The organism is Peptostreptococcaceae bacterium, from assembly GCA_016649995.1.
Classification (GTDB): domain Bacteria; phylum Bacillota; class Clostridia; order Peptostreptococcales; family BM714; genus BM714.
In genome coordinates, this window is sequence record JAENWJ010000007.1 from 33,413 (window position 1) to 56,677 (window position 23,265).

General features: G+C 40.2%; 27 protein-coding genes. 21 read left to right on the forward strand and 6 right to left on the reverse strand.

What is annotated here, in order from left to right; all coding sequences use genetic code 11:
• The first annotated feature begins 73 nt into the window (after window positions 1–73).
• Window positions 74–1,288, forward strand: coding sequence for a PLP-dependent aminotransferase family protein (locus tag JJE29_02675; protein MBK5251533.1), 1,215 nt, complete (start codon window positions 74–76; stop codon window positions 1,286–1,288).
• Window positions 1,289–1,379: 91 nt separating this feature from the next.
• Here the strand turns inward: JJE29_02675 and JJE29_02680 are convergent, their stop codons facing one another.
• Both JJE29_02680 and JJE29_02685 read right to left on the reverse strand, forming a co-directional pair.
• Window positions 1,380–2,900 carry an FMN-binding glutamate synthase family protein gene (locus JJE29_02680; protein MBK5251534.1) on the reverse strand — a complete coding sequence of 507 codons (1,521 nt, stop codon included), beginning with the start codon at window positions 2,898–2,900 and terminating at the stop codon, window positions 1,380–1,382.
• A 138-nt stretch (window positions 2,901–3,038) separates the two neighbouring features.
• Complete coding sequence (locus JJE29_02685; GenBank protein MBK5251535.1) at window positions 3,039–3,704, reverse strand: hypothetical protein; 666 nt, start codon at window positions 3,702–3,704, stop codon at window positions 3,039–3,041.
• Window positions 3,705–4,141: 437 nt separating this feature from the next.
• On the opposite strand from JJE29_02685, the gene JJE29_02690 reads away from it, so the two are divergent.
• Together JJE29_02690 and JJE29_02695 are read left to right on the forward strand one after the other, a co-directional pair.
• Window positions 4,142–4,297 (forward strand): hypothetical protein, encoded by a 156-nt coding sequence (locus tag JJE29_02690; GenBank protein MBK5251536.1) that lies wholly within the window; start codon window positions 4,142–4,144, stop codon window positions 4,295–4,297.
• Entirely contained in the window at window positions 4,298–4,516 is a 219-nt protein-coding gene (locus tag JJE29_02695) for a hypothetical protein (protein ID MBK5251537.1), read from the forward strand.
• Between the two features lie 80 nt (window positions 4,517–4,596).
• Here JJE29_02695 and JJE29_02700 read toward each other — a convergent pair whose 3' ends face one another.
• Window positions 4,597–5,256, reverse strand: coding sequence for a hypothetical protein (locus tag JJE29_02700; GenBank protein MBK5251538.1), 660 nt, complete (start codon window positions 5,254–5,256; stop codon window positions 4,597–4,599).
• 214 nt (window positions 5,257–5,470) lie between these two features.
• Between JJE29_02700 and JJE29_02705 the strand changes: the two genes are divergently transcribed.
• The 7 genes from JJE29_02705 to JJE29_02735 all read left to right on the forward strand — a co-directional run bounded on the left by JJE29_02705 (window position 5,471) and on the right by JJE29_02735 (window position 12,046).
• Entirely contained in the window at window positions 5,471–6,013 is a 543-nt protein-coding gene (locus JJE29_02705) for a 2-oxoacid:acceptor oxidoreductase family protein (protein ID MBK5251539.1), read from the forward strand.
• On the forward strand, window positions 6,013–6,312 hold the full coding sequence (locus tag JJE29_02710; GenBank protein MBK5251540.1) for a 4Fe-4S binding protein: 300 nt from the start codon (window positions 6,013–6,015) through the stop codon (window positions 6,310–6,312). The genes JJE29_02705 and JJE29_02710 overlap by 1 nt, the downstream gene beginning before the upstream one ends.
• Window position 6,313: 1 nt before the next feature.
• Window positions 6,314–7,501: a pyruvate ferredoxin oxidoreductase gene (gene porA, locus JJE29_02715; protein ID MBK5251541.1), complete on the forward strand. Its 1,188-nt coding sequence runs from the start codon at window positions 6,314–6,316 to the stop codon at window positions 7,499–7,501.
• Window positions 7,501–8,394, forward strand: a complete 894-nt coding sequence (locus JJE29_02720; protein ID MBK5251542.1) for a pyruvate synthase subunit beta — start codon at window positions 7,501–7,503, stop codon at window positions 8,392–8,394. The genes porA and JJE29_02720 overlap by 1 nt, the downstream gene beginning before the upstream one ends.
• A gap of 19 nt (window positions 8,395–8,413) precedes the next feature.
• Window positions 8,414–9,061, forward strand: coding sequence for a GntR family transcriptional regulator (locus JJE29_02725; GenBank protein MBK5251543.1), 648 nt, complete (start codon window positions 8,414–8,416; stop codon window positions 9,059–9,061).
• A 50-nt stretch (window positions 9,062–9,111) separates the two neighbouring features.
• Complete coding sequence (locus JJE29_02730) at window positions 9,112–9,885, forward strand: tryptophan-rich sensory protein (protein ID MBK5251544.1); 774 nt, start codon at window positions 9,112–9,114, stop codon at window positions 9,883–9,885.
• A gap of 244 nt (window positions 9,886–10,129) precedes the next feature.
• Window positions 10,130–12,046 (forward strand): ABC-F family ATP-binding cassette domain-containing protein, encoded by a 1,917-nt coding sequence (locus JJE29_02735; GenBank protein ID MBK5251545.1) that lies wholly within the window; start codon window positions 10,130–10,132, stop codon window positions 12,044–12,046.
• A 40-nt stretch (window positions 12,047–12,086) separates the two neighbouring features.
• Here JJE29_02735 and JJE29_02740 read toward each other — a convergent pair whose 3' ends face one another.
• From JJE29_02740 to JJE29_02750, 3 genes are read right to left on the reverse strand one after another with little or no spacing between them, the layout of a single operon-like run.
• Window positions 12,087–12,242: a hypothetical protein gene (locus JJE29_02740; protein ID MBK5251546.1), complete on the reverse strand. Its 156-nt coding sequence runs from the start codon at window positions 12,240–12,242 to the stop codon at window positions 12,087–12,089.
• A complete protein-coding gene (locus tag JJE29_02745; protein MBK5251547.1) occupies window positions 12,224–12,493 on the reverse strand; it encodes a DUF2812 domain-containing protein in 270 nt (89 codons plus the stop codon). Before JJE29_02745 ends, JJE29_02740 begins: the two co-directional genes overlap by 19 nt.
• Complete coding sequence (locus tag JJE29_02750; GenBank protein ID MBK5251548.1) at window positions 12,490–12,810, reverse strand: helix-turn-helix transcriptional regulator; 321 nt, start codon at window positions 12,808–12,810, stop codon at window positions 12,490–12,492. Before JJE29_02750 ends, JJE29_02745 begins: the two co-directional genes overlap by 4 nt.
• A 319-nt stretch (window positions 12,811–13,129) precedes the next feature.
• On the opposite strand from JJE29_02750, the gene JJE29_02755 reads away from it, so the two are divergent.
• From JJE29_02755 to JJE29_02805, 11 genes are all read left to right on the forward strand, one after another.
• Entirely contained in the window at window positions 13,130–13,621 is a 492-nt protein-coding gene (locus JJE29_02755; protein ID MBK5251549.1) for a M48 family metallopeptidase, read from the forward strand.
• A gap of 35 nt (window positions 13,622–13,656) precedes the next feature.
• Complete coding sequence (locus JJE29_02760; GenBank protein MBK5251550.1) at window positions 13,657–13,851, forward strand: YwbE family protein; 195 nt, start codon at window positions 13,657–13,659, stop codon at window positions 13,849–13,851.
• 118 nt (window positions 13,852–13,969) lie between these two features.
• Window positions 13,970–14,659, forward strand: coding sequence for a Crp/Fnr family transcriptional regulator (locus JJE29_02765; protein ID MBK5251551.1), 690 nt, complete (start codon window positions 13,970–13,972; stop codon window positions 14,657–14,659).
• 165 nt (window positions 14,660–14,824) lie between these two features.
• Window positions 14,825–16,072, forward strand: a complete 1,248-nt coding sequence (locus JJE29_02770; protein MBK5251552.1) for an ABC transporter substrate-binding protein — start codon at window positions 14,825–14,827, stop codon at window positions 16,070–16,072.
• Entirely contained in the window at window positions 16,069–16,770 is a 702-nt protein-coding gene (locus tag JJE29_02775; protein ID MBK5251553.1) for a hypothetical protein, read from the forward strand. Before JJE29_02770 ends, JJE29_02775 begins: the two co-directional genes overlap by 4 nt.
• A gap of 19 nt (window positions 16,771–16,789) precedes the next feature.
• Window positions 16,790–17,803, forward strand: coding sequence for an ATP-binding cassette domain-containing protein (locus JJE29_02780; GenBank protein MBK5251554.1), 1,014 nt, complete (start codon window positions 16,790–16,792; stop codon window positions 17,801–17,803).
• A complete protein-coding gene (locus JJE29_02785) occupies window positions 17,796–18,038 on the forward strand; it encodes a hypothetical protein (protein ID MBK5251555.1) in 243 nt (80 codons plus the stop codon). The genes JJE29_02780 and JJE29_02785 overlap by 8 nt, the downstream gene beginning before the upstream one ends.
• A gap of 94 nt (window positions 18,039–18,132) precedes the next feature.
• Window positions 18,133–19,779 carry a hydroxylamine reductase gene (gene hcp / locus JJE29_02790; protein ID MBK5251556.1) on the forward strand — a complete coding sequence of 549 codons (1,647 nt, stop codon included), beginning with the start codon at window positions 18,133–18,135 and terminating at the stop codon, window positions 19,777–19,779.
• 576 nt (window positions 19,780–20,355) lie between these two features.
• Window positions 20,356–21,147, forward strand: a complete 792-nt coding sequence (locus JJE29_02795) for an ABC transporter permease (GenBank protein ID MBK5251557.1) — start codon at window positions 20,356–20,358, stop codon at window positions 21,145–21,147.
• Entirely contained in the window at window positions 21,101–21,865 is a 765-nt protein-coding gene (locus JJE29_02800; GenBank protein MBK5251558.1) for an ABC transporter ATP-binding protein, read from the forward strand. Before JJE29_02795 ends, JJE29_02800 begins: the two co-directional genes overlap by 47 nt.
• Before the next feature lie 73 nt (window positions 21,866–21,938).
• The gene (locus JJE29_02805; GenBank protein ID MBK5251559.1) at window positions 21,939–22,910 is read left to right on the forward strand and encodes an NrtA/SsuA/CpmA family ABC transporter substrate-binding protein; all 972 of its coding nucleotides are present in this window, start codon (window positions 21,939–21,941) and stop codon (window positions 22,908–22,910) included.
• The last annotated feature ends 355 nt before the right edge of the window (window positions 22,911–23,265 follow it).

Sequence of the window (23,265 nt, forward strand, 5' to 3'; positions counted from 1 at the left end):
TTTTTGTAGTATAGTATAGATAGATGTGAATAAGTGGAAGAAATATAAATCGATTAATATGGAGGGTATTATAATGCCGGAATTTGCAAAACGAATGTCGACAATGGAAGAATCAGCGACTGTCATTAGAAAATTGTTTGGAGCCATGAATGATCCAAATTTGATATCATTCGGAGGCGGAGCGCCGGCGGTGGAGGCTTTGCCGATAGATATCGTACGCGAAATCACAAACGATGTTATGAGGATTGACAAAAGAGGGGTGGAAGCCCTTCAATATGGCAATGTAATGGGAGCGGAAGACTTGAGAAAAGTCATTGTAAACGAGCTTCTGAAACCAAAGGGTGTAGACGCTAGCATCGAAAACATTATTATAATAAACGGCGGGTTGGAAGCCATGAATTTGCTCTGCCAGTTATACATAGAACCGGGGGATGTCATATTGGTAGAATCGCCGTCCTTTGTTCATTCCGTAGAAATTTTCGACATGTTTGAAGCTAAGTGTATTGGAGTCGAAATGGACGAAGATGGAATGGTTACGGAGGACTTGGAAGAAAAAATCAGAAGATACAATCCTAAAATGATCTATGTTATTCCAACCTTCCATAATCCTACGGGCAGAACCCTGTCTCTCGAAAGAAGAAAAAAAATTGCTGAACTCGGAAGCCAATATGATGTAATTATTCTTGAAGACGATCCCTATAGGGATATAAGATACAGTGGAACGGATTTGTTGCCCATAAAGGCCTTCGACAAAACCGGGCATACTGTTCTTGTGAACAGTTTCTCAAAGATTTTTTCGCCTGGAAGTAGGCTCGGCTACATATTTGCAAACGATGAGATAACTAAAAAACTTTTTGCAGCAAAAACGGCTACGAATTCTCATACGTCTATGATTCCTCAAATATTATGTGCCGAATTCTTCAAGAGAGGGTATTACCCCGAGCATCATAAAAAGATATGCGACTTGTACAGGGAAAGAAGAGATACGATGATAGAGTGCATAGACAAGTTCTTTCCCGTTGGCACAAAAAGAGTCTTTCCTGATGGAGGGTTGTTTACATGGGTTGAGTTGCCGGAAGGCATAAATACCACGGAATTGCTGGTCGAAACCGTGAACAATCCGGATGTCAAAGTGGCTTTCGTTGCGGGAGAAGGGTTTTTTGTTGAAGGGAACGGAAAAGGAAATAACTGCATGAGAATTAGTTTCGGAGGAGTTCCGCCCGAGAAAATAAGAATTGGGGCGGAAAAGCTTGGGAAGTATATTTGCGGAAAGCTTAAAGAGAATTAAATAAGCGTGGAATAATATTTGTGAAGACTATTATTAGCGATATAGTAAAAAAAGATTCACCGGGGATTTCCCGATGAATCTTTTTTGCTGTTTACTCGAGCCATTTACCCTTTATCAAATCCTTTGCATCCCTTGTTAATGGAATTAAATCGGTTCTGTCCAAATAGCTTATATCAAATTTTCTATTGAGTGCTGCGAAATGCTTAACGCCGAAAGCAATCTTGTTAAGATAGGAGAAAACTCCGATTGCACCGGGCGAGAAATTGTTTGCTTCTTTGCCATATATTGCTCGTAATTCGGCGAGGTCGCCGAATATTTCTTCGATTGAAGAACCGTATTTGCTGAATATTTTTGGAACATTGCCTTCATTTATCATTTCCCCTACTTTTTTACTGTTCATCGCAGCCGCCATTGCCGCACGGCATATTCCTATAGCGGTCACATCACCGTCACCATATGCTATAGCCTTGAAAACCTGATCTTCGGAAGCGAATCCGCCTGTTATAGTTATTGCCGGAATCCATAGCCCTTCCTTTTTAAGTTTCTTGACTATGGTGCAAATTGCTTCCTCCATGACGACTGTGGGATATGCCCATTCGTTCATCATCTTGCATGGACTGTAGCCGCTGCCGCCGCCAGCTCCGTCAAAGGTAATCATGTCAACCCCTGCCTTGCTCCCCAGGCGTATCGATTTTTCAAGATCTGAAGGATCGTAACCGGCCATTTTAAAGTAAACATTCTTTGCGCCCATTTCCCGTAGCTCTGCAACTCTTGGTACCAGATACTCTTCTGTCCAAAGAGGGAGCCTGGCATATACATAGAAGTTTGGGCATACGCCTTCTTTGTAGGCTTTTATGACCTCTGGGTCGATTGGATCGGGATGAACAAGATTGCCTGTTTCCTGCTTTTTGATTGCGTCTTCCATATTTTTAAGACGGACAATCGGTTGGGTTCCTTTGGCTCCCTGACCGAATTTTATTTCTATTGCCTCTGCTCCCTGTTCTTTTATAGCATACTCGGGGAGTCCAAGCATATTGTCTTCGACATTACACTGCAAAATTATCTGTCCATATCCTCGGTAGTATTTGTTGAAGGATGATAGAATTTCTTTTAGCCATGGGAAATGCGTTATTTTGCCATTTTCTATCTTGAGTTCCGGGTCTTTATTTCTTGCATCTTCACCTATGACACAGCAAACGCCGGCCATTGCCGCTCCTGCAAAATAATCTTTCCAATTGAGCTTAATGAGAGCCGGAAGGATGACAGGCATCGCCAACTTAACGCGATTTACTTTGCCGAATTCCTGCTCAATATTGACATTGAAAATATTTGCTTCTTCATATGTAGGATTAACGCCTGTAGCTCCGAAAACTCGTCCGTTGATATTGAAATTTGAATAATCTAAAGGATAGTCTTTTTCCGAACCGACTTGGTTTGTTCCTGTAGTGGTAGGGTAGACGGTGCGCATGCCTAAAACCGCAGCCAATCCGAGTTCACAGGTTGTTGTACATTCCTCTGTGCATAGAGAACACATTCCTGATTGAGGCGAAAGTTTGTTGCTTCGATTCTTTGTATCATTGAAAGCCGATGACAATGCTGGTGAATAAGTCATTTTACATCCCCCTTTGCAGTATGGTTTTATGTGGATTTTAATGTAATAGGACTAAAATAATCCAATGGGGCAAATGCTCTTTACTGTCATATTGTAACAAATGGTTTCATATAAGCAAGAATGCCGGGACGGCATCGTTTAGATTTCGATGTCGGTTTTTAAAGGCTCTTCGTTTTTATATTTAAAAATGGCGCGCCAGGTTTGGCCGAGAGTGTTGTGTTGAATCATTGCAGGATCGAATTTAAACAGCTTGAAGGTCGTTTGTATACAAAAGCCGATTGCAAAGGCCGATATAATTGTGCCTAAACCGACCATGCCGCCCAAACGCCAACCGATAAAAACTGCTATAAGTTCGATGCTTCCGCGGCATATGCCAACTGAAAGTTTCGTTTTGCGAGTAAGAGCGACCATGAGGCTGTCTCTAGGGCCGGCTCCGAATCCGGAGCCGATATAGTAGTATGAAGCCAAGGAGATTATCATCATACCTGCAAACATCATAATCAAACCAAAAACGAAATTGCTTGCCGTGGGAATAAATTTGAACATAAGGATGACATCGAGGAATACGCCTATAAGAACCATGTTGAGAATAGTGCCCAGTCCAAGTTTTTCCCCGAGCATGATGGACAATATTCCAACGGCTAAGCCTGTAATAATGGAAGCAGTTCCTATGCTGATGCCTGCCGTATTGGCAAACCCCACATGGAAGACTTCCCATGGAGCGTAGCCGATGTTTGCCTTTAAAGTGAAGACTATTCCAAGAGAGTACAGAAAAAGCCCCCACAGAAGCCTGAGTAGTCGCATATAGAATAATTTCACAAGAAAACCCCTTTCAATATTGTATGACTAATTAATGAATGAAGGCTATAGTCAATATATGACGATTATCGAATAAATAATTATTGGATATAGCTTTAATGATGTATTCAACTTAATTGTAGCTGTATTCAATAATAAGTCAATGGGATGGGTTAAGACCGACGAGGAATTGATAAGAGGGCTTTCCATATTGGTTCGAATATTAAACAAGTCCTCCTTGTAGACATTTCCGGTAATGTGAAGCTATGGGTTGGTTCAAATATAATTATTATTTATTTGAAGATTGATTTTTAAATTGGCGGCGGTCAGATTAATCGATTGAATTTTGTAAATACAATTACAAAATATGGAGTATAATAAAAGGGAATTGCCAAAGAGTCCTTGAATAAAAGCTATTTTTAAGGGAGAATATTGCGAAGGCTTTGCATGATACAAAAGGGTTTAAAGGGGTTTTGGGCGAATACAGTATTGATGAAAGAGGCGATTTGTGGGGTAAGAATTATGCCTTGTATAAATATGAAGACGGTCAATTCGTGTTCATTGATTATGATGAAGAGACATTGAAGGGAAACGAATAAATGGCAAAAATCGAGTATAGAAAGAATTCGTTGGATAAGCTTTCATCTCCCGACAAACTTGATGAAGCAATAAAGGTCGTAACTCCGAAACTTTGGATAATGCTTGCAGGGATATTCATTCTTCTGTGTACGTTTGCGGTATGGGGGATTTATGGTGAGATAGATGAAAATACTTTGTTGAAAATAAATTGCCACAGTTTTGATTCCCCACAAAGGTAATACATATAAAAAACATAAATAATAAAACTACCGATATTCAACATCGGTAGTTTTATTATTTATGCTGTGAAATTTATCTTTTACTGTATTTTTTCTTTTCTTGCCCCAAGTTTTGCAAAAGTTTGAACGAATGTTTCGTGTTGCACCTCGGTCGGATCGAATTTTAAAAGCTTGAAAGTAATCTGTATGAAGTATCCTATGGCGAATGCCGAAACTATCGTTCCGACTCCGAACATTCCACCAAGTTTCCAACCTGCCAGCGCAGTGGTTACTTCGATAGCGCCCCGGCAGACTCCTACCGGAAGCCCCGTCTTACGCGTAATGGCAACCATAAGGCTGTCCCTTGGTCCTGCACCGAAGGCAGAAGCAATATAGTGGTAACTTCCATAGGATAGAATAAGCATGCCGCCTGACATCATTGCCAAACCGTATGCAAAATTATTTGCTGTCGGGATAATATTCATTGGAAGAATTAAGTCAAGAAACAACCCGATTACAATCATGTTGAATATAGTTCCGATTCCTATCTTTTCTCCAAGAATGATAGTTGCAACACCGACAACCAGTCCGGTCAGTATAGATGCTATTCCTATTGTTGTGCCTATTGTATTGGCAAGCCCGGCATGGAATACATCCCAAGCAGGATAGCCTATGTTTGCTTTTAGCATAAATACAATTCCTATTGAACAGACAAAAAGCCCCAAATTCAGGCGAACAAAACGTACTATAAACGATTTCATAAAAAGCTCCAATCGGCACTAAAATTTACATTAATTCAATCTTCGGAAAGCAGTATTTTACTAATTTATGGCTCATGTTTGATCAATGCATGAATAAAATTCTATAGTTTTTTTGAAGAATGTCAATAGGATAATAATATTGAAGGCAAGTAATGATTGACGAGCTAATATATCGCTGATATATTAGAAGTATACTACCTGAGGAGGTATGAAAATGATTGAAATCAGATGGCATGGACGCGGAGGTCAAGGTAGCTTTACTGCATCTCGTATTTTGGGAGCGGCGGCTTCTGTGCATGGCGGCAAGTATTCTATGGCTTTTCCTTCATTTGGACCGGAAAGACGAGGAGCTCCGGTAGCGGGCTTTACAAGAATTTCAGATGAAAAAATCACGGATCGCAGCGAAATAATTTCACCTGATTATGTAATTGTATTAGATGAAACGCTTTGGGAAAATGGGGTGCTGAATGGATTAAAGGAAGATACTATTTTAATTATCAACACCGATAAACCGAATAAATATGAAAAGCTGATACCGCAGAAGGTTATTTCGGTAGATGCCACATCAATTGCATTGGATGTTTTGGGTCTGCCCATAACAAATACGGCTATGATGGGCGCTTTTATTGCTGTAAGCGGTCTTGTTACGCTTGAAGATGCTAAAAAAGCTATAGATGACAACCTGAAACCCAAGGTTGCAAAGAAGAACAAAGAGCTTATAGAAAAAGTATATGAATTGGTGAAAGGAGCTCAATGATGGATAGACCAAAAGTTGAAGAATGGACTGCCCCGAAATCGGTTAGGGAGTATCCATTGGGTTCCACCTGCGCAAGTGGCCATTTAACAAGTATAAATGCAGGATGGAGAACATTCAGACCGGTTATTGATTATGATAAATGCGTTAATTGTCTTAGATGCTTCTTGGTTTGCCCCGATGGAGTCATAGATAAATCGGGAGAAAAGCTTGAAATTGATTACGATTACTGCAAGGGTTGCGGAATATGTGCAACTGAATGCAAATTCGGAGCCATAACGATGGTTAAGGAGGTGAAATAACATGGAGAAAAATATCAAGTTTATTTGCGGAGACGATGCAGTAGCGGAAGGTGTAAGACTGTCTAGGCCTCATGTTATTTCTGCCTATCCAATAACGCCGCAGACAATTGTTGTTGAGAGGCTCTCCGAATTAGTTGAAGACGGATCCCTCAAAGCGGAGTACATGCATGTTGAATCCGAGCATAGCGCAATGTCTTGTGCCATAGGCATAAGTGCTGTAGGCGCAAGAGCCTTTACAGCGACATCTTCGCAGGGACTTTTATACATGGCGGAAGCATTGCCGTACGCAAGTGGTCAAAGGCTGCCTATTGTAATGATGAACGCAAATAGATCAATCGCAACTCCATGGAGCATTTTTGGGGACCATATGGACTCAATGTTCCTTCTCAATTCAGGATGGATTCAATTCTATGTTGAGGATGCCCAGGAGGCTCTTGACATGACCATCCAGGCATATAGGATAGCAGAAACCAAAGAGGTAATGACACCGGTAATGGTAAATGTTGACGGTTTCGTATTGACACACACATACGAAATGGTTGAGATTCCTGAGCAGGAAAAGGTTGACGAGTTTCTGCCGCCCATATCTATGCCATGCAACAGCATGTCGCTGGAAAACCACAAAAGCCTGTGCATTTCTGCAGGAAAAGATACAAACATGGAATTCAATATGAAGAGGCATTTTGAAATGCTTGAATCAGAAAATTATATAGAAGCAATCGACAAGGAGTTTGGAGATGCTTTCGGAAGATACTATCATGGAATGATGGAAACAGTTTACATGGAAGATGCCGATGTAGCGCTTATTACAACAGGCAGCGTAACCGGTACCGCGAGGGTGGTTCTAGAGGAAATGAGGAAAGCAGGCAAGAAGGTAGGCCTCATAAAGCTCAGGGTTCTAAGACCTTTCCCGATGGACAAGATGGTAGATGCGCTTAAAAATGTAAAGGCTTTCGGAGTTCTGGACAAGAATATTTCGTTTGGCTACGAGGGAACTATATTTACCAATGTTAATTCATCAATAGTTGCAATGGAAAAACTTCCCAAAGCAATAAACTTCATTGGCGGAATCGGCGGAAAAGACATAACCCATGAAGATATTAAAAAGGCCTATGACGGGTTGCTTTCGGCAGCTGGCGGAAATTCGTTCGAACGTGTACAGTATATGAATGTGGGGTGTGACTACTAATGGCAAAACTAAATGCGCGTACAATAACAAACAAGGAATATTTTTACGGCCATAAGGCATGCGGTGGATGCGGCGAAAGCTTGGCACTCAGGCATGCTATGAAGGTGCTCGGAGAGAACACATTTGCGGCTCTTCCTGCAGGGTGCATGGCGGCTGTGTCATTCATCTATCCACACATGGCATTTACAACAAATGCCATGATTACACCATTTGCGGCAACAGGCGCAGTGGCTTCGGGGATGGCGGTTGGGCTTAAGGCTCTTGGCGTTGAAAATACCCAAACAATAGGATTCGCCGGAGATGGTGGAACTGCAGATATCGGATTTCAGGCCCTGTCGGGAGCCATCGACAGGAATGATGACATAATATATATGTGCACTGACAATGAAGCCTATATGAATACAGGTATTCAGAAGAGCGGATTGACACCATATGGTACGAAGACAACTACCTCTCCTGCAGGAAAGAACCTGCATGGAGCTATAACTCACAAGAAGAATATGTTTGAAATAGTAGCGGCTCATGGAATATCTTATGCCGCAACTGCAAGCGTAGGTTATCTTGAAGACTTCCTTATGAAGGTGCAAAAGGCAAAGGATACGAAAGGAACATCTTTCATTCATGTGTTTGTACCGTGTCCTACAGGATGGGGTTATCCGGCTGATCAAACGGTAGCATTGGCTAAAGCCGTTGTCGACTCGGGACTTTGGTATCTTGCCGAATATGAAGACGGTGAATTCAAAGTGAATAAGAATCCAAAGGAATTCACATCAGCAAAAGATTACCTGAAGGTTCAGGGTAGATTTAAGCATTTGACGGATGATGACATTGCAGTTATTGAAGAACACAGAGACAAGAAGTGGGAAATGATAAGAAGAAAATGGAACATATAGACCGATAGGAGAAATGATAATGGCAGAACAGGCGAATGTGGGAATATTTCGTATTCTTAAGAAGAGAATAATAGAAATGGAATATGAACCGGGTATGGCTATTTCGGAAAAAGCCCTTATAGAGGAGTTCGAAGTAAGCCGCACGCCTGTTAGAGAAGCCTTGCTGAAATTGTCGCAGATAGGGTTGATTGAGATGGTTCCGCGGGTTGGCACCTTTGTTACGCAGATCAATCTTATGAAAGTCAAATATGCATACGAGGTAAAAAAGAACCTTGAAGGTTTGGCTGCCGAGCTGGCATGCGAGAGAGCATCGCAAGATGAGATAGACGAGTTATTTGAAATCATCGAGAGATTTTCAAAGTATGATATAGTCAAGGACTATAAATCTTGCATACAGGACGATCAGAGATTTCATGCAATCGTCAGGCAAGCAGCAGGCAACCCGATTCTTTCAGAGACATTGGATGAGCTAAATACAAAGACAGCGAGATTCTTGCAGTATATTCACTATATAATAGATGATTACGAGTGGTTCAACTCGTCACTAAAAGAAATGGCGGATGCTATTAAAAGTCGAAATAAAGAATCGGCTCGCAAATCGACAGAAAGACATACCTTGAAATTTTTGGAACAGCTATCAAAGAATTTTTTCGGGAATCCTCAATAATTGAGGATTCCTTTTATTTTTGGGGTAGAAGTTAAAAAGGAGGGGATGGAATGAAAAGGAATAATAATCTTAAAATTTTAGCCATTGTGAACGCATTACTATTTTTGGGAGTCATTGCTGTGAATTATATGGCAAACGCATTGCCTATAAACGGATACAATACGGGAGAACTGTCGGACGATCTTCCTAACCTGTTTGTCCCTGCAGGGCTTACCTTTGCCATATGGGGGCTTATCTATGCCTTGCTTGCCATGTTTGTGCTGTATCAATTTCATGCGCTAAAAAAGCGGAATGGAAGGTTCATAGGGGATATAGGGATTTGGTTCGCGGTGTCGTCTATTGCAAATATCGGATGGATATTTGCGTGGCATTACAAACAGATTGCTCTGTCTTTAGTATTCATGCTTATAATTCTTTCAAGCCTTATATTGATTGTGTTGCGTTTGAGACCTAACAGAAAGTATTCTACCGGGCTTGAGAAGGTTGCTGTATACCATTCCTTCAGCGTATATCTGGGATGGATATCGGTGGCGACGATTGCAAACGTTACGGCAGTGCTTGTAACTATTAATTGGAATGGATTCGGAATAGGCCATGAATTTTGGACGGTTCTTGTCATCGGAGCCGCAATAATGCTTGCATGGCTCAGCTTGGCAAGATTCGGGGATATCCCTTACGCGCTTGTCATAGATTGGGCGCTTGTAGGAATTATAATGAAGAGATATCAAACCGGAGGATTGGAGTATATGTGGATTCTTATAATCGCAACTATAGGAGTTGTGTTTATAAGTTCGCTTAGCCTATATAAATTTGTTAGAAGATAATTGCTATGTTACAAAAGGCCCATGAAAAGAATTTCCTTTCATGGGCTTCTCTTTTAATGTAAAAATTAATGTTTGCAGGGAACGACTTTGATTAATGCGCGATGCATGTCCGCCTTGACGGTTATTGACAATCGCTATATCATATAACAATATAATTGCTATGCGAAAGGTCTGGGAGAGTAAATAAATCACATTGAATATGTTAAGCGAGGATTCAAACAATAATTATTCTAAGGAGCAGTGCATGAGCGTTCTGGTTGCGGAAAAAATAACAAAAAGCTATAGTGAGAAAATACTTTTCGACAAGATATCATTAGCCATAAACGAGGGAGACAAGATAGGCCTTATAGGAATAAACGGCACAGGAAAATCGACCCTCCTCAAGGTGATTGCCGGAATGGAAAATGCCGATGAAGGAAGAATAATATGCGGTGGCGATATTAAAATAGAGTATCTGTTGCAAAGCCCCGAATTCAAGGATGGGACAACAGTACTTGAGCAGGTTTTCAAGGGGAACACACCGGTTATGAAACTGATTCGTGAATATGAGGATGCGCTTCAATTGCTTGATGCTAATCCTGGAGACAGCCATTTTGAAAAGAAATTGATTCTACTGTCGCAGAAAATGGATAGCATGAATGCCTGGTCAATAGAGACCGAGGCAAAAAGAATTCTTACAAAGTTGGGGATTGATGATTTTAAAGCGGATGTTGGAAAGCTTTCAGGCGGGCAGCGAAAAAGGGTGGCGATGGCAGGCGTTCTGATAACCCCTGCTGATTTATTGATACTCGACGAACCTACAAATCATATCGACAACGAAACAGTAGACTGGCTTGAGAGCTATATAAATAATAGGAAGGGCGCTCTTCTTATGGTTACCCATGATAGATATCTATTGGATAGGGTGGCAAACAGGATTATCGAACTTGACAGAGGAAAGCTTTACGCCTATCAGGCAAACTACACCAAGTATCTTGAAATGAAGATTGAAAGGGACGAAATCGAAGAGGCGTCCGAAAGTAAAAGGCAGAATCTTATCCGAAGAGAGCTTGAATGGATAAGAAGGGGAGCCCGTGCTCGATCGACAAAGCAAAAGGCAAGGATTGAAAGATTTGATAATCTGACAAGTGACAACAAGTCATTTGATAACGGAACAGTTGAAATGCAGGGAACTTTTACACGCCTTGGCAGAAAGATAATCGAAATTGAAAATGTAAGCAAGAGTTTTTCATGCGGTGAAATTATTAAGGACTTCAGCTATGTGCTTTTGAGAACCGATAGAATAGGAATAATTGGGCCAAACGGCGCCGGCAAGTCAACCCTTATGAAAATTGCGACGGGAATGATTGATCCGGACGATGGAGCAGTTGCTATAGGAGAGACCGTTAAGATAGGCTATTTTTCGCAGGAAAACGATGATATGGATCAAAGCATGAGGGTAATAGATTACATCAGGCAAAAGGCGGAATATGTGGATACCGGGGAGGGGCTGGCAAGCGCTTCACAGATGCTTGAAAGATTCTTGTTTCCTCCGAGCGAACAGTGGACTCTTATTTCGAAATTGTCCGGTGGGGAAAAAAGGCGGCTGTACCTTCTGCGCATACTAATGGAAGCCCCGAATATTCTTATGCTTGATGAACCGACAAATGACCTTGACATTCAAACGCTGACTGTTCTCGAAGGCTATCTGGATGAATTTCCGGGAGCGGTTGTTGCCATCTCCCATGACAGATATTTTCTTGATAGGGTAGTGGACAGAATATTTTCATTTGAGGGAAATGGTTTCATAAAGCAATATGCTGGAAATTACACCGACTATGGCGACTTTTTAAGGAAAATCCCTTCAAATGAAACGGATCTTGCTTTAGAAAAAAAATTAAAAACAAATACAATAATAGAAAAAAAGAATGAAAAAGCACTCAAGTTCACTTATAAGGAAAAAAAGGAATTCGATCAAATAGATGATTTTATTGCAGGGTTGGAAGAAAAGATAGAAAATATTAAAATCAGTATGCAGGAGGCTTCAAGCGACTTCGAAAGACTCCAGGCCCTAGCCGAGGAAAAAGAAAAATCGGAAAACGAACTGGAAGAAGCATTCGAGAGATGGACATATTTGAATGAGCTTTATGAGGAGATTCAAATAAACCGAAGAGAAGAATAACAAAAGGGAAGCGGATATATATCATCCGCTTCCCTTTTGTTTATAGAGACAACTTGGTTTTGCAAATCTCGATAATATCTTTTTCTGAAAAATCGATATCCCCGTCAAGTATATAAATGTAAAGTCCGTTCTGTATGATTATTTCGGATTTGTTATTGGAAAGGTAAAAGCCTCTGTTCATATTCCACAATTCCATCCGCTTTCCTCGCACAGCTCCCGGTAGTCTTTGTATTCCTCGTCGTTTGGATAATCGAACGGAGTCGATTTGTAAAAAAGGCTCACATTGAATGTGTAGTCTACGGGTTCGGATTTTTTGAAAACAAGAAAGGTTCTTTTGATTTCCGAAAGCATCCATCCCTTTGCTGCCATTTTTTCAAGACGCTTCTCCAGTGTTTTGTATTCTGTTATTGAAGTGAAAAAGAGCTGCTTTTTTATATTACTATTCATTGTTTCCATCCCCCCAATGTCATATCGCCGTCTGAAACCAGTTTTTTCAGTCGTGTATGTTCCTTCATTAGAATTTCCATGCCTTTGTCAGTTAATACATAGTTTTTTTTGCCTTCTTCCGCCAATGTTTTAACAACAATATCCTCTTTTTCAAATCGGGACAAGAGGGAATACAGCGTTCCGGGGCCAACTCTTACACTGCCTTCGGTCATTTTTTCTATGTTCTTCATTATTCCGTATCCATGAATGGGACTGAGTAGACTTAAAAGAATATAATACATTGGTTCGGTTAGGTTCTGAAGCTGTTTTCTCGCCATTGCTTACCTCCGCATATCGAGTATGGATATACCATATATCAATACTCGATACATGTCAATACTGTATATATTTATTCGGGATGTTTTATATTTTAAAAGGATTTCCAATTAAAAAAGAATTTATCATGCATCAGAAAATCGTCTCGCGGTTAATTAAAGCTTGAGGCGATTTTTTTATTAATTAACAATCGTCGTCAAATCATTGTCTGAAATCAAAATATGATATATATTCTAGAAGAACTTTAAAATTCAATTCGTTGAATATTATTGATAAATCCGATATTTTGGATGCGCGTTTATTAGCGACGGGATGGATATGATGAAAAAACAAACTAACAGTCAATGCTATTATTTGGGGAAAGCTTACCCTTTATACACAAAGGTTGATGCATCGGCAAAGAAAACTACAGTCGAGTGGGATGGAGAGGCATTTATCTGCATTTTGCCCAAAGATGATGAGAAAACCGATATTGCCGGGGCCATAAAACTGTTCTATAAAAGAGCAAGCCGAAAATTGATTGAGGAAAGACTGAGATTCTACCAGCCCGGATTTAAGGTGAAATATAGGTCATTCGCAATAGAGGACAGCCTTGTGAAATGGGGAAGCTGCAATTCAAAGAGGAATCTGACCTTTCACTGGAGGCTTATGGCATATCCGATGGACGTGATTGACTATGTGGTTGTACATGAACTTTGCCATCTTGTACATATGAATCATGACAGATCGTTTTGGCGCCTGGTCGGGAAGGTCTATCCCGGATATAAAGAGGCGATGGAAATATTGGGAACGGTCAAAACAAGGGATATTTAGTGTTGTGTTAACAATAAGGAAAGAGGTGCGATATTTTGGATGGTACTAAGCGTACGAACATAAAGCCTGGAATGGCTGTAAGAGTAGTTCAAAAGCAAGACCAGCGTTCGGGAAAACTGACAGACGGCATTGTGCAGAGATTGCTCACAAAATCTCCAAATCATCCTCATGGCATTAAGGTAATGCTTGAAGACGGAATAGTGGGACGAGTAAAGGATATTATAGGTTAGAACAATTTTTAATCGAAATGTTGCATTAAACAGAATGGTGATTTTCTTTTTCATATGGTCTGCGATAGCCTTGGCAGTTGCTGTATGGCTTTTGAGGATATAATTCAAAGGAGTTTTTATGTACACAGAATGGTTGGATTCATTAAAAAATGTAGAACTGTTTCAAAATATAGAAAAAGATGAACTTAACAGCATGCTGATGTGTTTCAATCCCAAAATTGAAACCTATCAAAAAAAAGAATATATAGCTATGGAAGGCGACCCATTCACGGGAGTCGGCGTTGTCATCGAGGGTGAAGTAACCATTACAAAAGACAATGCGGCCGGGGAAAGGGTTATTATGACAAAGCTGAATGCCAATAGCATATTCGGAGAAATATTTGCATTTTCAAACAGCAAAATATGGGGAGTTACTGTTATAGCGGCAACGGACTGCAAGGTTTTATTCATTACACCAGAAAGAATAATCGGACATTGTAGAAACATGTGCATAGGGCACCACATTCTGATTCAAAACATGTTAAAAATCGTTTCGCAAAAGGCTCTTGGGCTGGACAAGAAAATCAGGTATCTTGCGATGAAAAGCATACGGACTAAAATAAGCTCCTTTCTGTTGGAGCAGCATAAACTGTCTGGAAGCAACAGGTTCATGATTTCATACAACAGGGAGGAATTGGCCGATTATCTGAACGTTTCCAGGCCTTCGTTGTCGAGGGAAATGATTAAAATGAGGGATGAGGGGATAATTGATTTTTACAAGGCGACATTTCAAATAATGGATATCGAGACTATAAAAATGAATATTTGAATTTATTTAGAATAAAAAGCGACTAATCAGGTGAATATTTCACCTGATTAGTCGCTTTTTATTGTTTCTCTCGTAACATAGGATACGGAAATAAGATCGATCGGATGTTACAATGACACAGAATCACGCGGAAACGCAAACGAAAATAATTGAAGAGGTGAAAAAATGGACAATAAATATTTTAATTTGAGTGATACATTGTTTGATGTTACAGAAAAGCATGAGGAGGCAATCGATTTGCTTGTTTCCATAGGCTTTGAAAACATAAAAGATGAAAAGCAAAGAAATACAATTGGAAAATCAATCACATTGGAAGCGGCACTGAAGATGAAAAAGATAAACGCGAAAATTTTCGAAAACCAGTTGGTGGATATCATTGAAACCGGCAAAAATAGTCAAGATGAGGTATTGGAGTCAAACGGAGCTTCGAAAGATGCCGATGTCAGAATTGAGGGTGTATTGCCTTGTCCCGTAAGGGTTCCGCTTATGGAGGCATTTCAAGAGTGGATGAAAGAAAACGATGATAAAATAAATGCCACCGTAGGATATGAATTGAAGGCCGCCTCAATGGGCGTCGATTGGCTCAAGAAATCTTTGGAAAATGCCGATTCCGACGATGTGCTGGCAGACATCTTCATATCGGCAGGTTTTGACCTTTTCTTCGATAAGGACCTTATCGGCAAGTACAAGGCTGAAAATGTATTTGAAGACATTACCGGTAATGAGAATTACAATAAGGATTTCAATAATGAAAGTATAAGCTTGAAGGATCCTGACAGACAGTATTCAATGATAGGGGTAGTGCCGGCTGTATTTCTTATAAACACGGAAGAGCTGGGCGGCAGAAAAATGCCTTCAAGCTGGGAAGAAATATTGGGGGAGGAATTCGAAAACAAGGTTAGCCTGCCTATAGGGGATTTTGATTTGTTTAATGCCATATTGCTGAATATAAATAACAGATACGGAGAAGAAGGTGTAAAAAAGCTGGGCAGAAGCCTTTTGAGAAGCATGCATCCTTCGGAGATGGTAAAGTCGCACATAAAGAAATCGGAAAAGCCCATTGTTACAATAATGCCTTACTTCTTTACCAAGATGACTAAAAACGGGGGGCCGATGAAAGCCGTATGGCCCAAAGACGGCGCCATAATCAGTCCGATATTCATGCTTAGCAAAAGAAATAAAAAAGAAAAACTGCAACCATTTGTGGATTTTTTCTCTTCAAAAGAGGTTGGGGATATATTGTCGCACAATGGAAGATTCCCAAGCGTGAATCCGGAGGTTGATAATATGATTTCAAATGAGAATAAATACATGTGGTTGGGATGGGAGTACATCAAGAACAACGATATAGGGAGAATGCTTGTAAAATGCGAGAGGCTTTTTAGTGAAGCGGTCAATGAGGTGAAATCATGAATTTGATAACCGTATCGGGACCTCCGTCATCAGGAAAAACATCGATAGTGCTTAAGACGATTCGTGCCTTGCATCAAAGAAGTTTGAAGGTGGGCGTAGTCAAATTCGATTGCCTGTATACGGACGACGACATACTTTATAAAAATGCGGGAGTTCCTGTTAAGAAAGGCTTATCCGGGTCTTTGTGTCCTGACCATTACTTTGTGAGCAATATAGAAGAGGTAGTGCAATGGGGCAGAAAGGAAGAACTGGATGTGCTAATAACAGAAAGTGCGGGACTTTGCAACAGATGTTCGCCCTATATAAAAGACATCAAAGCCGTATGCGTAATAGATAATCTGAGCGGTATAAATACGCCGAAAAAAATCGGGCCAATGCTTAAGACGGCGGATATTGTTGTGATAACGAAGGGCGACATAGTTTCACAGGCGGAAAGGGAAGTGTTTGCTTCAAAAGTTCATTCGGTAAATCCAAAGGCGATAACGATGCACATTAACGGATTGACAGGTCAGGGTGCGTTTGAACTCAGCACATTGCTTTACGATGAGAAGGAAGATATTGAAACGGTAAAGGGAAAAGAACTGAGGTTCTCGATGCCGTCTGCACTTTGTTCGTATTGTCTTGGAGAAAAAAGAATTGGAGATGATTATCAGATGGGGAATATCAGAAAAATCAAGTTGAGTGATAGCGATGACTAATATGAGGTATATTGAAAAGATGAAAATAAGTGAAATTGAAAACAAATATCCGTTTTCCGTTTCGTTTTTTGAAAACAATAATTTGGATATCGAAGGACATGAAGACAGCACTTTAGAGCAATATCTTGGTCACTTTAGTGAGGAGGAAATTGAGGATTGGGCAATAGACATCGAAAAAATAAAAACGGATTTCACGGTCTATATTGAAGAAACACTTGAATTTTTGGGTATAACAGACGAAGAGAAGGTTGATTCTTTGACAATTGCCGCAGGGAGAGACAAAGACGGAAACAAAGAGAATTTCGAGACGATTACAATAAACAAGAGTGAAATAGTTTCAATAGTCGGTGCCACCGGCTCGGGGAAAAGTCGCCTTCTGGCAGATATAGAATGGGTTGCCAACAAAGATACGCCAACGGAAAGAAAAATTACCATCAACGGAAAAATTCCCGACAGCAAATGGAGATTTTCATCTTCAAACAAGCTTGTTGCGCAATTATCCCAAAACATGAATTTTGTAATGGATTTGTCTGTAAGAGAATTCATAGGGCTGCACGCACAAAGCAGGATGGTTAAAAATGAAGAGGAAATCATTGTAAGGATAATAGATGCGGCCAATTATTTGGCGGGCGAGCATTTTAATCTTGATACGCCTATTACGAGCTTAAGCGGAGGTCAGTCCAGAGCGCTTATGATTGCTGATACTGCCATACTGAGCACTTCTCCGATTGTTTTAATCGATGAAATAGAAAATGCCGGCATAGACAGGAAAAAAGCTCTTAATCTTCTTGTCAGCGAAGAAAAGATAGTTCTAATGGCCACACATGATCCAAGTCTTGCTTTGATGGCGGGAAAGAGGATAGTAATTAAAAATGGAGGAATCTCAAATGTCATCGAAACCAGCAAGGAAGAAAGAGGGATGCTGGTGGAGTTGGAGAAAATGGATAAAATTGTAAATGATCTCAGAACGAGTCTAAGAAAAGGCGAAATATTGGAAAACATGGAATGGGAAGAGGTTATGCAAAATGCATGATGGATGTAGCGGGAGTTTTGAAAATGGGAAGCAAACTGTAGACAAAGTGAGAATGATGGGTTTTTCGAATCAATATATGCCAATGCCGCTTAATGTAGTATGCGGAGAGTGCAATAAGACATTTGAGATGAGTACTTTTGAGGGCAAGTGTTCACATTGCGGATCGGTGCATGGGGTAACGCCATGTCATGCTTTCGATCCTGAAAATGTAAAAGCGGCTGGAAAAGATTATTAGTTCGATTTGTAACATAGGATACTGAAATGCTTTCAAGGTTGCGATATGCTGAATGTATAATCAATAGCATTTATAAAAAAAAGGAGGAATTAAAATGAGCATGTTTTGTTATCAATGTCAAGAAGCAGCAAAAGGAACGGGTTGTACAATAAAGGGTATGTGTGGCAAACCGGAAGATGTTGCAAATTTTCAGGATTTACTTATTTATACACTTAAAGGAATCGCTTTAGTGAAGGTAGAAGGGGAAAAAGCAGGTCTTAAATTCCATGCTGCCGACCATTTCACGATGGAAGGGCTTTTCATGACAATCACGAATGCCAATTTTGATGATGAGATGTTTAGAGTAAAAATAAAAGCAGGTCTTGCATTAAGAGAAGAAATGAAGAAAGAAATAAGCGCAAAGGGTATCGAACTCAAGGGTTTGCACGATGCCGCAAGGTGGACGGCTGATTCTGCATCTGCAATGCAGGCTAAGGCGGATTCGGTTCAAGTGGGTGTCTTGGCTACTGAGAATGAAGATGTTCGTTCTCTCAGAGAATTAATAATTTACGGGGTTAAGGGAATTGCGGCTTATGCCGAGCATGCATCCAATCTGGGCAAGGAAGATAAAAACGTTTATTCTTTCATAACGAAAGCTTTGACATCAACATTGGATGATACATTGAGTGTTGACGAATTGGTTGCATTGACACTTGAAACAGGCAAATTTGGCGTAGATGTAATGGCTCTTTTGGATGATGCCAACACGAGCGCATATGGCAACCCTGAGATAACAGAAGTAAACATAGGCGTAGGAAAAAATCCGGGAATTCTTATCACCGGCCATGACTTGAAAGACATGGAGCAACTTTTGGAACAGACGAAAGGTACGGGAGTAGATGTGTATACTCACGGTGAAATGTTGCCTGCCAACTACTATCCGGCATTCAAGAAGTATGACCATTTCTTTGGAAACTACGGAAATGCGTGGTGGAAGCAGAAGGAAGAATTTACAACCTTTAATGGACCGATTTTGTTCACAACGAACTGTATTGTTCCACCAAAAGCTGATCAAATAGAAAGAATTTATACAACTGGATCAGCCGGATATCCGGGATGCACGCACATTGTGCCGGACGAAAACGGAATGAAAGATTTTTCCGAGATAATCGAGCAGGCAAAAACATTGGATCCACCAATCGAAATCGAAAACGGAACAATCGTTGGCGGATTCGCGCATGCGCAAGTCTTCGCATTGGCTGACAAGGTTGTTGAAGCTGTGAAGTCCGGAGCAATCAAGAAGTTTTTCGTAATGGCCGGTTGCGATGGCAGAATGAAGTCGCGAGACTACTACACTGATTTCGCCGAGAAATTACCGAAGGACACAATAATATTAACTGCGGGTTGCGCAAAATTCCGCTACAACAAATTGAAGCTTGGAGATATCGGTGGAATTCCGAGAGTTCTTGATGCAGGACAGTGCAACGACTCCTACTCATTGGCTGTAATCGCACTTAAGCTTAAAGAAATCTTCGAACTGAATGATATTAATGAATTGCCGATTGCCTACAATATTGCATGGTATGAGCAGAAGGCGGTAATAGTGTTGCTTGCTCTTCTATCCCTTGGAGTCAAGAATATCAAGCTTGGACCGACTCTTCCAGCTTTCCTTTCACCGAATGTTGCAAAAGTGCTTGTTGAGACCTTTGGAATAAACGGAATAGGCAGTGTAGATGAAGACATGGAGCAGTTCTTGGGATAATAATTGTTAAGGATTGTAAAGTAATTTTAAAAGGGACGATTCGAGAATATTTTTCTCGAATCGTCCCTTTTTTAACAGTAAACAAAACTTTATTGGAATTGGCTATGCAAGCAAAATCATTATGCGTGTTTTGAGTTTTTCTTCGGGTACTTGTGAAGGATCATTCAGATAAAACTCATATTTAAGCCCGATTATTTGTTTTGAAAAGGATTGGCCTAAAAGGGAAAAGGTGCCGAGTGTTGCCCTGAGTCGTGGCTTTTGAGGAACAAATGATAGGAGCTTATATAATTATTGAGGATGAAAAAACAGAGTTAAGGTGAGTTGACATTTTGCCTAAAAGTTGATAATATGTTAACGAAGTTGAAAGTTCCAAAATCACCGAGTTTTTTCTTTGTGGATTTGGACAAATAAAAATATGACCTTACGAAAAAGAAAATTCTGATTCGGAAAGGGAGTAGGACATATCGTTTCGCATAAGGCAGAAAAAAATGCCTATGTGTCAATCGACCATGCAGCCTTCCTTTTGGGAGGCTTTTATATTTGTGTTTTTATTACAGGCAGAAGGGGAAAGAAACGATGAAAAAATATAGAGGCTTTGTTTTTCCACTTGCCCTAATACTATTGTGGGCGGTAGGCTCCGAACTAGGGTGGTTCAATTCATACATAGTACCGCACCCGATGAGGGTACTTGAAACGGGAATTTCGCTTACAAAAAAAGGGATACTCGCAAAGCATCTGGGCATAAGTCTTTTTAGGGTTCTTGCGGGTTTTGTTTTAACATTTTCAATCGCATTTCCTTTGGCCATATTGGTTGGCTTGAACAAAAAAACATACGAATATCTATCGCCATCTTTGGAATTTGTAAGGCATATTCCCCCGATAGCAATGATACCGCTACTCATACTATGGTTTGGAATAGGAGAAATCTCTAAGATTGCGGTAATTATATTGGCGACATTCTTCCCCATTTTCATAAACACAGTAAGTGGAATTGCCGGATGTGACAATGGACTTGTTGAAGTGGGAAAAACCTACGGATTCACGAAGTGGCAAACGCTCGTAAAAATAATTCTTCCACAGGCGCTTCCTTCTATTTTATCAGGCATGCAGCTGGGGCTTGGATACAGCTGGAGGTCACTAATGGGAGCTGAACTTATTGCGGCTTCTTCGGGTATTGGCTATATGATAATAGAAGCAGAGCAATTGTCTCGGATCGATATCATTTTTGTTGGAATAATAGTAATTGGAGCATTGGGCTACGGTATCGATTACATTTTCTTCAAGGCTACAGACAGATTTTTAAAATGGGAGGACATAAACCATGACAGGGATAAAAATAAGGAACTTATCAAAGACTTTTATGCTTAGAAATAGAGCAATACCTGTATTTGAAGGTATTGACTTGAATATTGAAAAGGAAAGTTTTACTACCATCATTGGAAAAAGTGGATGCGGAAAGACAACGTTGCTGAGAATTCTATGCGGTCTTGAAGAAAAAACTGGCGGGGAAGTTTCCTATATGGAAAATGGGAGCAAAAGCGACAAGTGTCTTAAAATATCTATAGTTTTTCAGGAACCGCGTCTTATGCCGTGGCTGACGGTTAAGCAGAATATGGCATTCTCGTTGGAATGTGAAAAAGACAAGATAAAGGTAGAAGAAATAGTAAACCGATATCTTAAGATATTGGATTTGGAGGAGTTTCAAGATGCATATCCAAGCCAAATATCAGGCGGAATGGCACAAAGAACGGCGTTGGGTAGAACCCTTTGCTATGAACCGGATGTAATACTGATGGATGAGCCTTTGGGGGCCCTTGACGCATACAATAGAAGAATTCTGCAAGATGAACTGATACATATTTTCAAGACATGTAAAAAAACAATCGTATTCGTAACCCATGACATCGACGAAGCTCTCTATATGGGTCAAAGACTTGTTGTAATAGACAAGGGTAAAATACTTGACGTGATTGTGATTGGGGAAAACTATCCCCGTGACATATATTCTGCAAAGTTTGCGAGGCTTAGAGAAAAAACAATGAATTCCATCATGGCCTCGAAAGATAGCATTGCAGTTGCTCTATAAAAAATGTGAAAAGGGGGACAGTAGGGACAAAATCGGTGTAAATTGAAATTATCAGGGGAAAATGGAGGGTGTTATGAAAAAAATATCATTATTTATTGCATTGCTGATTATGGTTATGACTGTTATGTCGGGCTGCGCAAGCGGAGCGGGAGATGTTGCAGAAGTGCCGCAAAAGGAAAAAGTGAATATTTCCTATGTGAAATTGCCGCTTAATGTTCCATCAATCATTGAAAAGAATAAAATGCTTTTTGAAGATACCTTTGTCGGAAAGAATATCGAAGTGGCTTTCCCGGAAATCACTCAAGGTTCCAAGATGACCGAAGCACTCGCGTCGGGTTCATTAGACTTCTGTAACGCTCTCGGAGGAACCTCTGCGATATTAGCGGCGGCAAATGGTGTTGATGTGAAAATTATCGGCATTTATAGCAGGGCGCCAAAAGCTTTTACTATCATGGCCAAGGACGATTCGATTGTCGGAATAAATGATTTAAGAGGCAAGAAAATAGTAGGACCAAAGGGAACCATACTTCACCAGTTGCTTTTAGCTGCTTTGGTTGAAAATGGTATGACTATGGACGATGTTGAATTTATAAACATGGGGATAGGTGATGGAATGGCGGCGCTTTCTTCAGGAAACGCGGATGCAGTACTAGTCGCAGGTCCTGCAGTCACAATAGCCATTGAAGACGGTAACAGGGTAATAGAAACCGGAGAAGGTCTGCTAGATGCTACAATTGTCATAGCGACAAGTGGTAATATGATTGAAAATTATCCGGAAATTGTGGATACATATATGGATGTGCATAGTAAAAGTCTTGAATATATGAAAAACAATCCTGAGGATACATTCGCCATTACAGCTGAAGAAACAAACATAGATGTCGAGGCTGTAAAAACGATGTATGCATGGTATGATTTCAATCCGCAAATCAGCGATAAGGATATAGATGACCTAATAAAAACACAGGAATTTCTTATTGAAAACGGGATGCTTGAAAATGAAATTGATATAAATGACATTATCGTAGACACGTTCGTTAAATAAAGAATAAAAAGTTTTATAAAGATTATATATTGGAAACACAACCCATGGCTGGACGATATCTCCCCTGTCCAGCCATGGGTTTTTTATATGTCAATTGCATAATTAGCATTAATAGATGCTTTTAAATTCGGTATTTAAGCAAAACGTGTTTTGTGAGTTTATATAAAAAAGAACGAGTCAGCTATTGCTGACTCGTTTGTTTACTTAAACAATCAATTACTCAACTTTCGCACTTAAATTCACCCAGCAATACTTTGATATAACTGGGTTGAGCATCAATCCATTGTAATACTTGACTTGAAATATCTACTTTCATAGCTTTTTTAGTCGTATTTTTAAAATCTATTAAGAAAGA

Excerpts from the sequence above, each read along its gene's own strand:
- JJE29_02675 (MBK5251533.1), top strand. The coding sequence starts at position 74 with ATGCCGGAATTTGCAAAACGAATGTCGACAATGGAAGAATCAGCGACT.
- JJE29_02680 (MBK5251534.1), bottom strand. The coding sequence starts at position 2,900 with ATGACTTATTCACCAGCATTGTCATCGGCTTTCAATGATACAAAGAAT.
- JJE29_02685 (MBK5251535.1), bottom strand. The coding sequence starts at position 3,704 with ATGCGACTACTCAGGCTTCTGTGGGGGCTTTTTCTGTACTCTCTTGGA.
- JJE29_02695 (MBK5251537.1), top strand. The coding sequence starts at position 4,298 with ATGGCAAAAATCGAGTATAGAAAGAATTCGTTGGATAAGCTTTCATCT.
- JJE29_02700 (MBK5251538.1), bottom strand. The coding sequence starts at position 5,256 with ATGAAATCGTTTATAGTACGTTTTGTTCGCCTGAATTTGGGGCTTTTT.
- JJE29_02705 (MBK5251539.1), top strand. The coding sequence starts at position 5,471 with ATGATTGAAATCAGATGGCATGGACGCGGAGGTCAAGGTAGCTTTACT.
- JJE29_02710 (MBK5251540.1), top strand. The coding sequence starts at position 6,013 with ATGGATAGACCAAAAGTTGAAGAATGGACTGCCCCGAAATCGGTTAGG.
- porA (MBK5251541.1), top strand. The coding sequence starts at position 6,314 with ATGGAGAAAAATATCAAGTTTATTTGCGGAGACGATGCAGTAGCGGAA.
- JJE29_02720 (MBK5251542.1), top strand. The coding sequence starts at position 7,501 with ATGGCAAAACTAAATGCGCGTACAATAACAAACAAGGAATATTTTTAC.
- JJE29_02725 (MBK5251543.1), top strand. The coding sequence starts at position 8,414 with ATGGCAGAACAGGCGAATGTGGGAATATTTCGTATTCTTAAGAAGAGA.
- JJE29_02730 (MBK5251544.1), top strand. The coding sequence starts at position 9,112 with ATGAAAAGGAATAATAATCTTAAAATTTTAGCCATTGTGAACGCATTA.
- JJE29_02735 (MBK5251545.1), top strand. The coding sequence starts at position 10,130 with ATGAGCGTTCTGGTTGCGGAAAAAATAACAAAAAGCTATAGTGAGAAA.
- JJE29_02740 (MBK5251546.1), bottom strand. The coding sequence starts at position 12,242 with ATGGAATTGTGGAATATGAACAGAGGCTTTTACCTTTCCAATAACAAA.
- JJE29_02745 (MBK5251547.1), bottom strand. The coding sequence starts at position 12,493 with ATGAATAGTAATATAAAAAAGCAGCTCTTTTTCACTTCAATAACAGAA.
- JJE29_02750 (MBK5251548.1), bottom strand. The coding sequence starts at position 12,810 with ATGGCGAGAAAACAGCTTCAGAACCTAACCGAACCAATGTATTATATT.
- JJE29_02755 (MBK5251549.1), top strand. The coding sequence starts at position 13,130 with ATGAAAAAACAAACTAACAGTCAATGCTATTATTTGGGGAAAGCTTAC.
- JJE29_02765 (MBK5251551.1), top strand. The coding sequence starts at position 13,970 with ATGTACACAGAATGGTTGGATTCATTAAAAAATGTAGAACTGTTTCAA.
- JJE29_02770 (MBK5251552.1), top strand. The coding sequence starts at position 14,825 with ATGGACAATAAATATTTTAATTTGAGTGATACATTGTTTGATGTTACA.
- JJE29_02775 (MBK5251553.1), top strand. The coding sequence starts at position 16,069 with ATGAATTTGATAACCGTATCGGGACCTCCGTCATCAGGAAAAACATCG.
- JJE29_02780 (MBK5251554.1), top strand. The coding sequence starts at position 16,790 with ATGAAAATAAGTGAAATTGAAAACAAATATCCGTTTTCCGTTTCGTTT.
- JJE29_02785 (MBK5251555.1), top strand. The coding sequence starts at position 17,796 with ATGCATGATGGATGTAGCGGGAGTTTTGAAAATGGGAAGCAAACTGTA.
- hcp (MBK5251556.1), top strand. The coding sequence starts at position 18,133 with ATGAGCATGTTTTGTTATCAATGTCAAGAAGCAGCAAAAGGAACGGGT.
- JJE29_02795 (MBK5251557.1), top strand. The coding sequence starts at position 20,356 with ATGAAAAAATATAGAGGCTTTGTTTTTCCACTTGCCCTAATACTATTG.
- JJE29_02800 (MBK5251558.1), top strand. The coding sequence starts at position 21,101 with ATGACAGGGATAAAAATAAGGAACTTATCAAAGACTTTTATGCTTAGA.
- JJE29_02805 (MBK5251559.1), top strand. The coding sequence starts at position 21,939 with ATGAAAAAAATATCATTATTTATTGCATTGCTGATTATGGTTATGACT.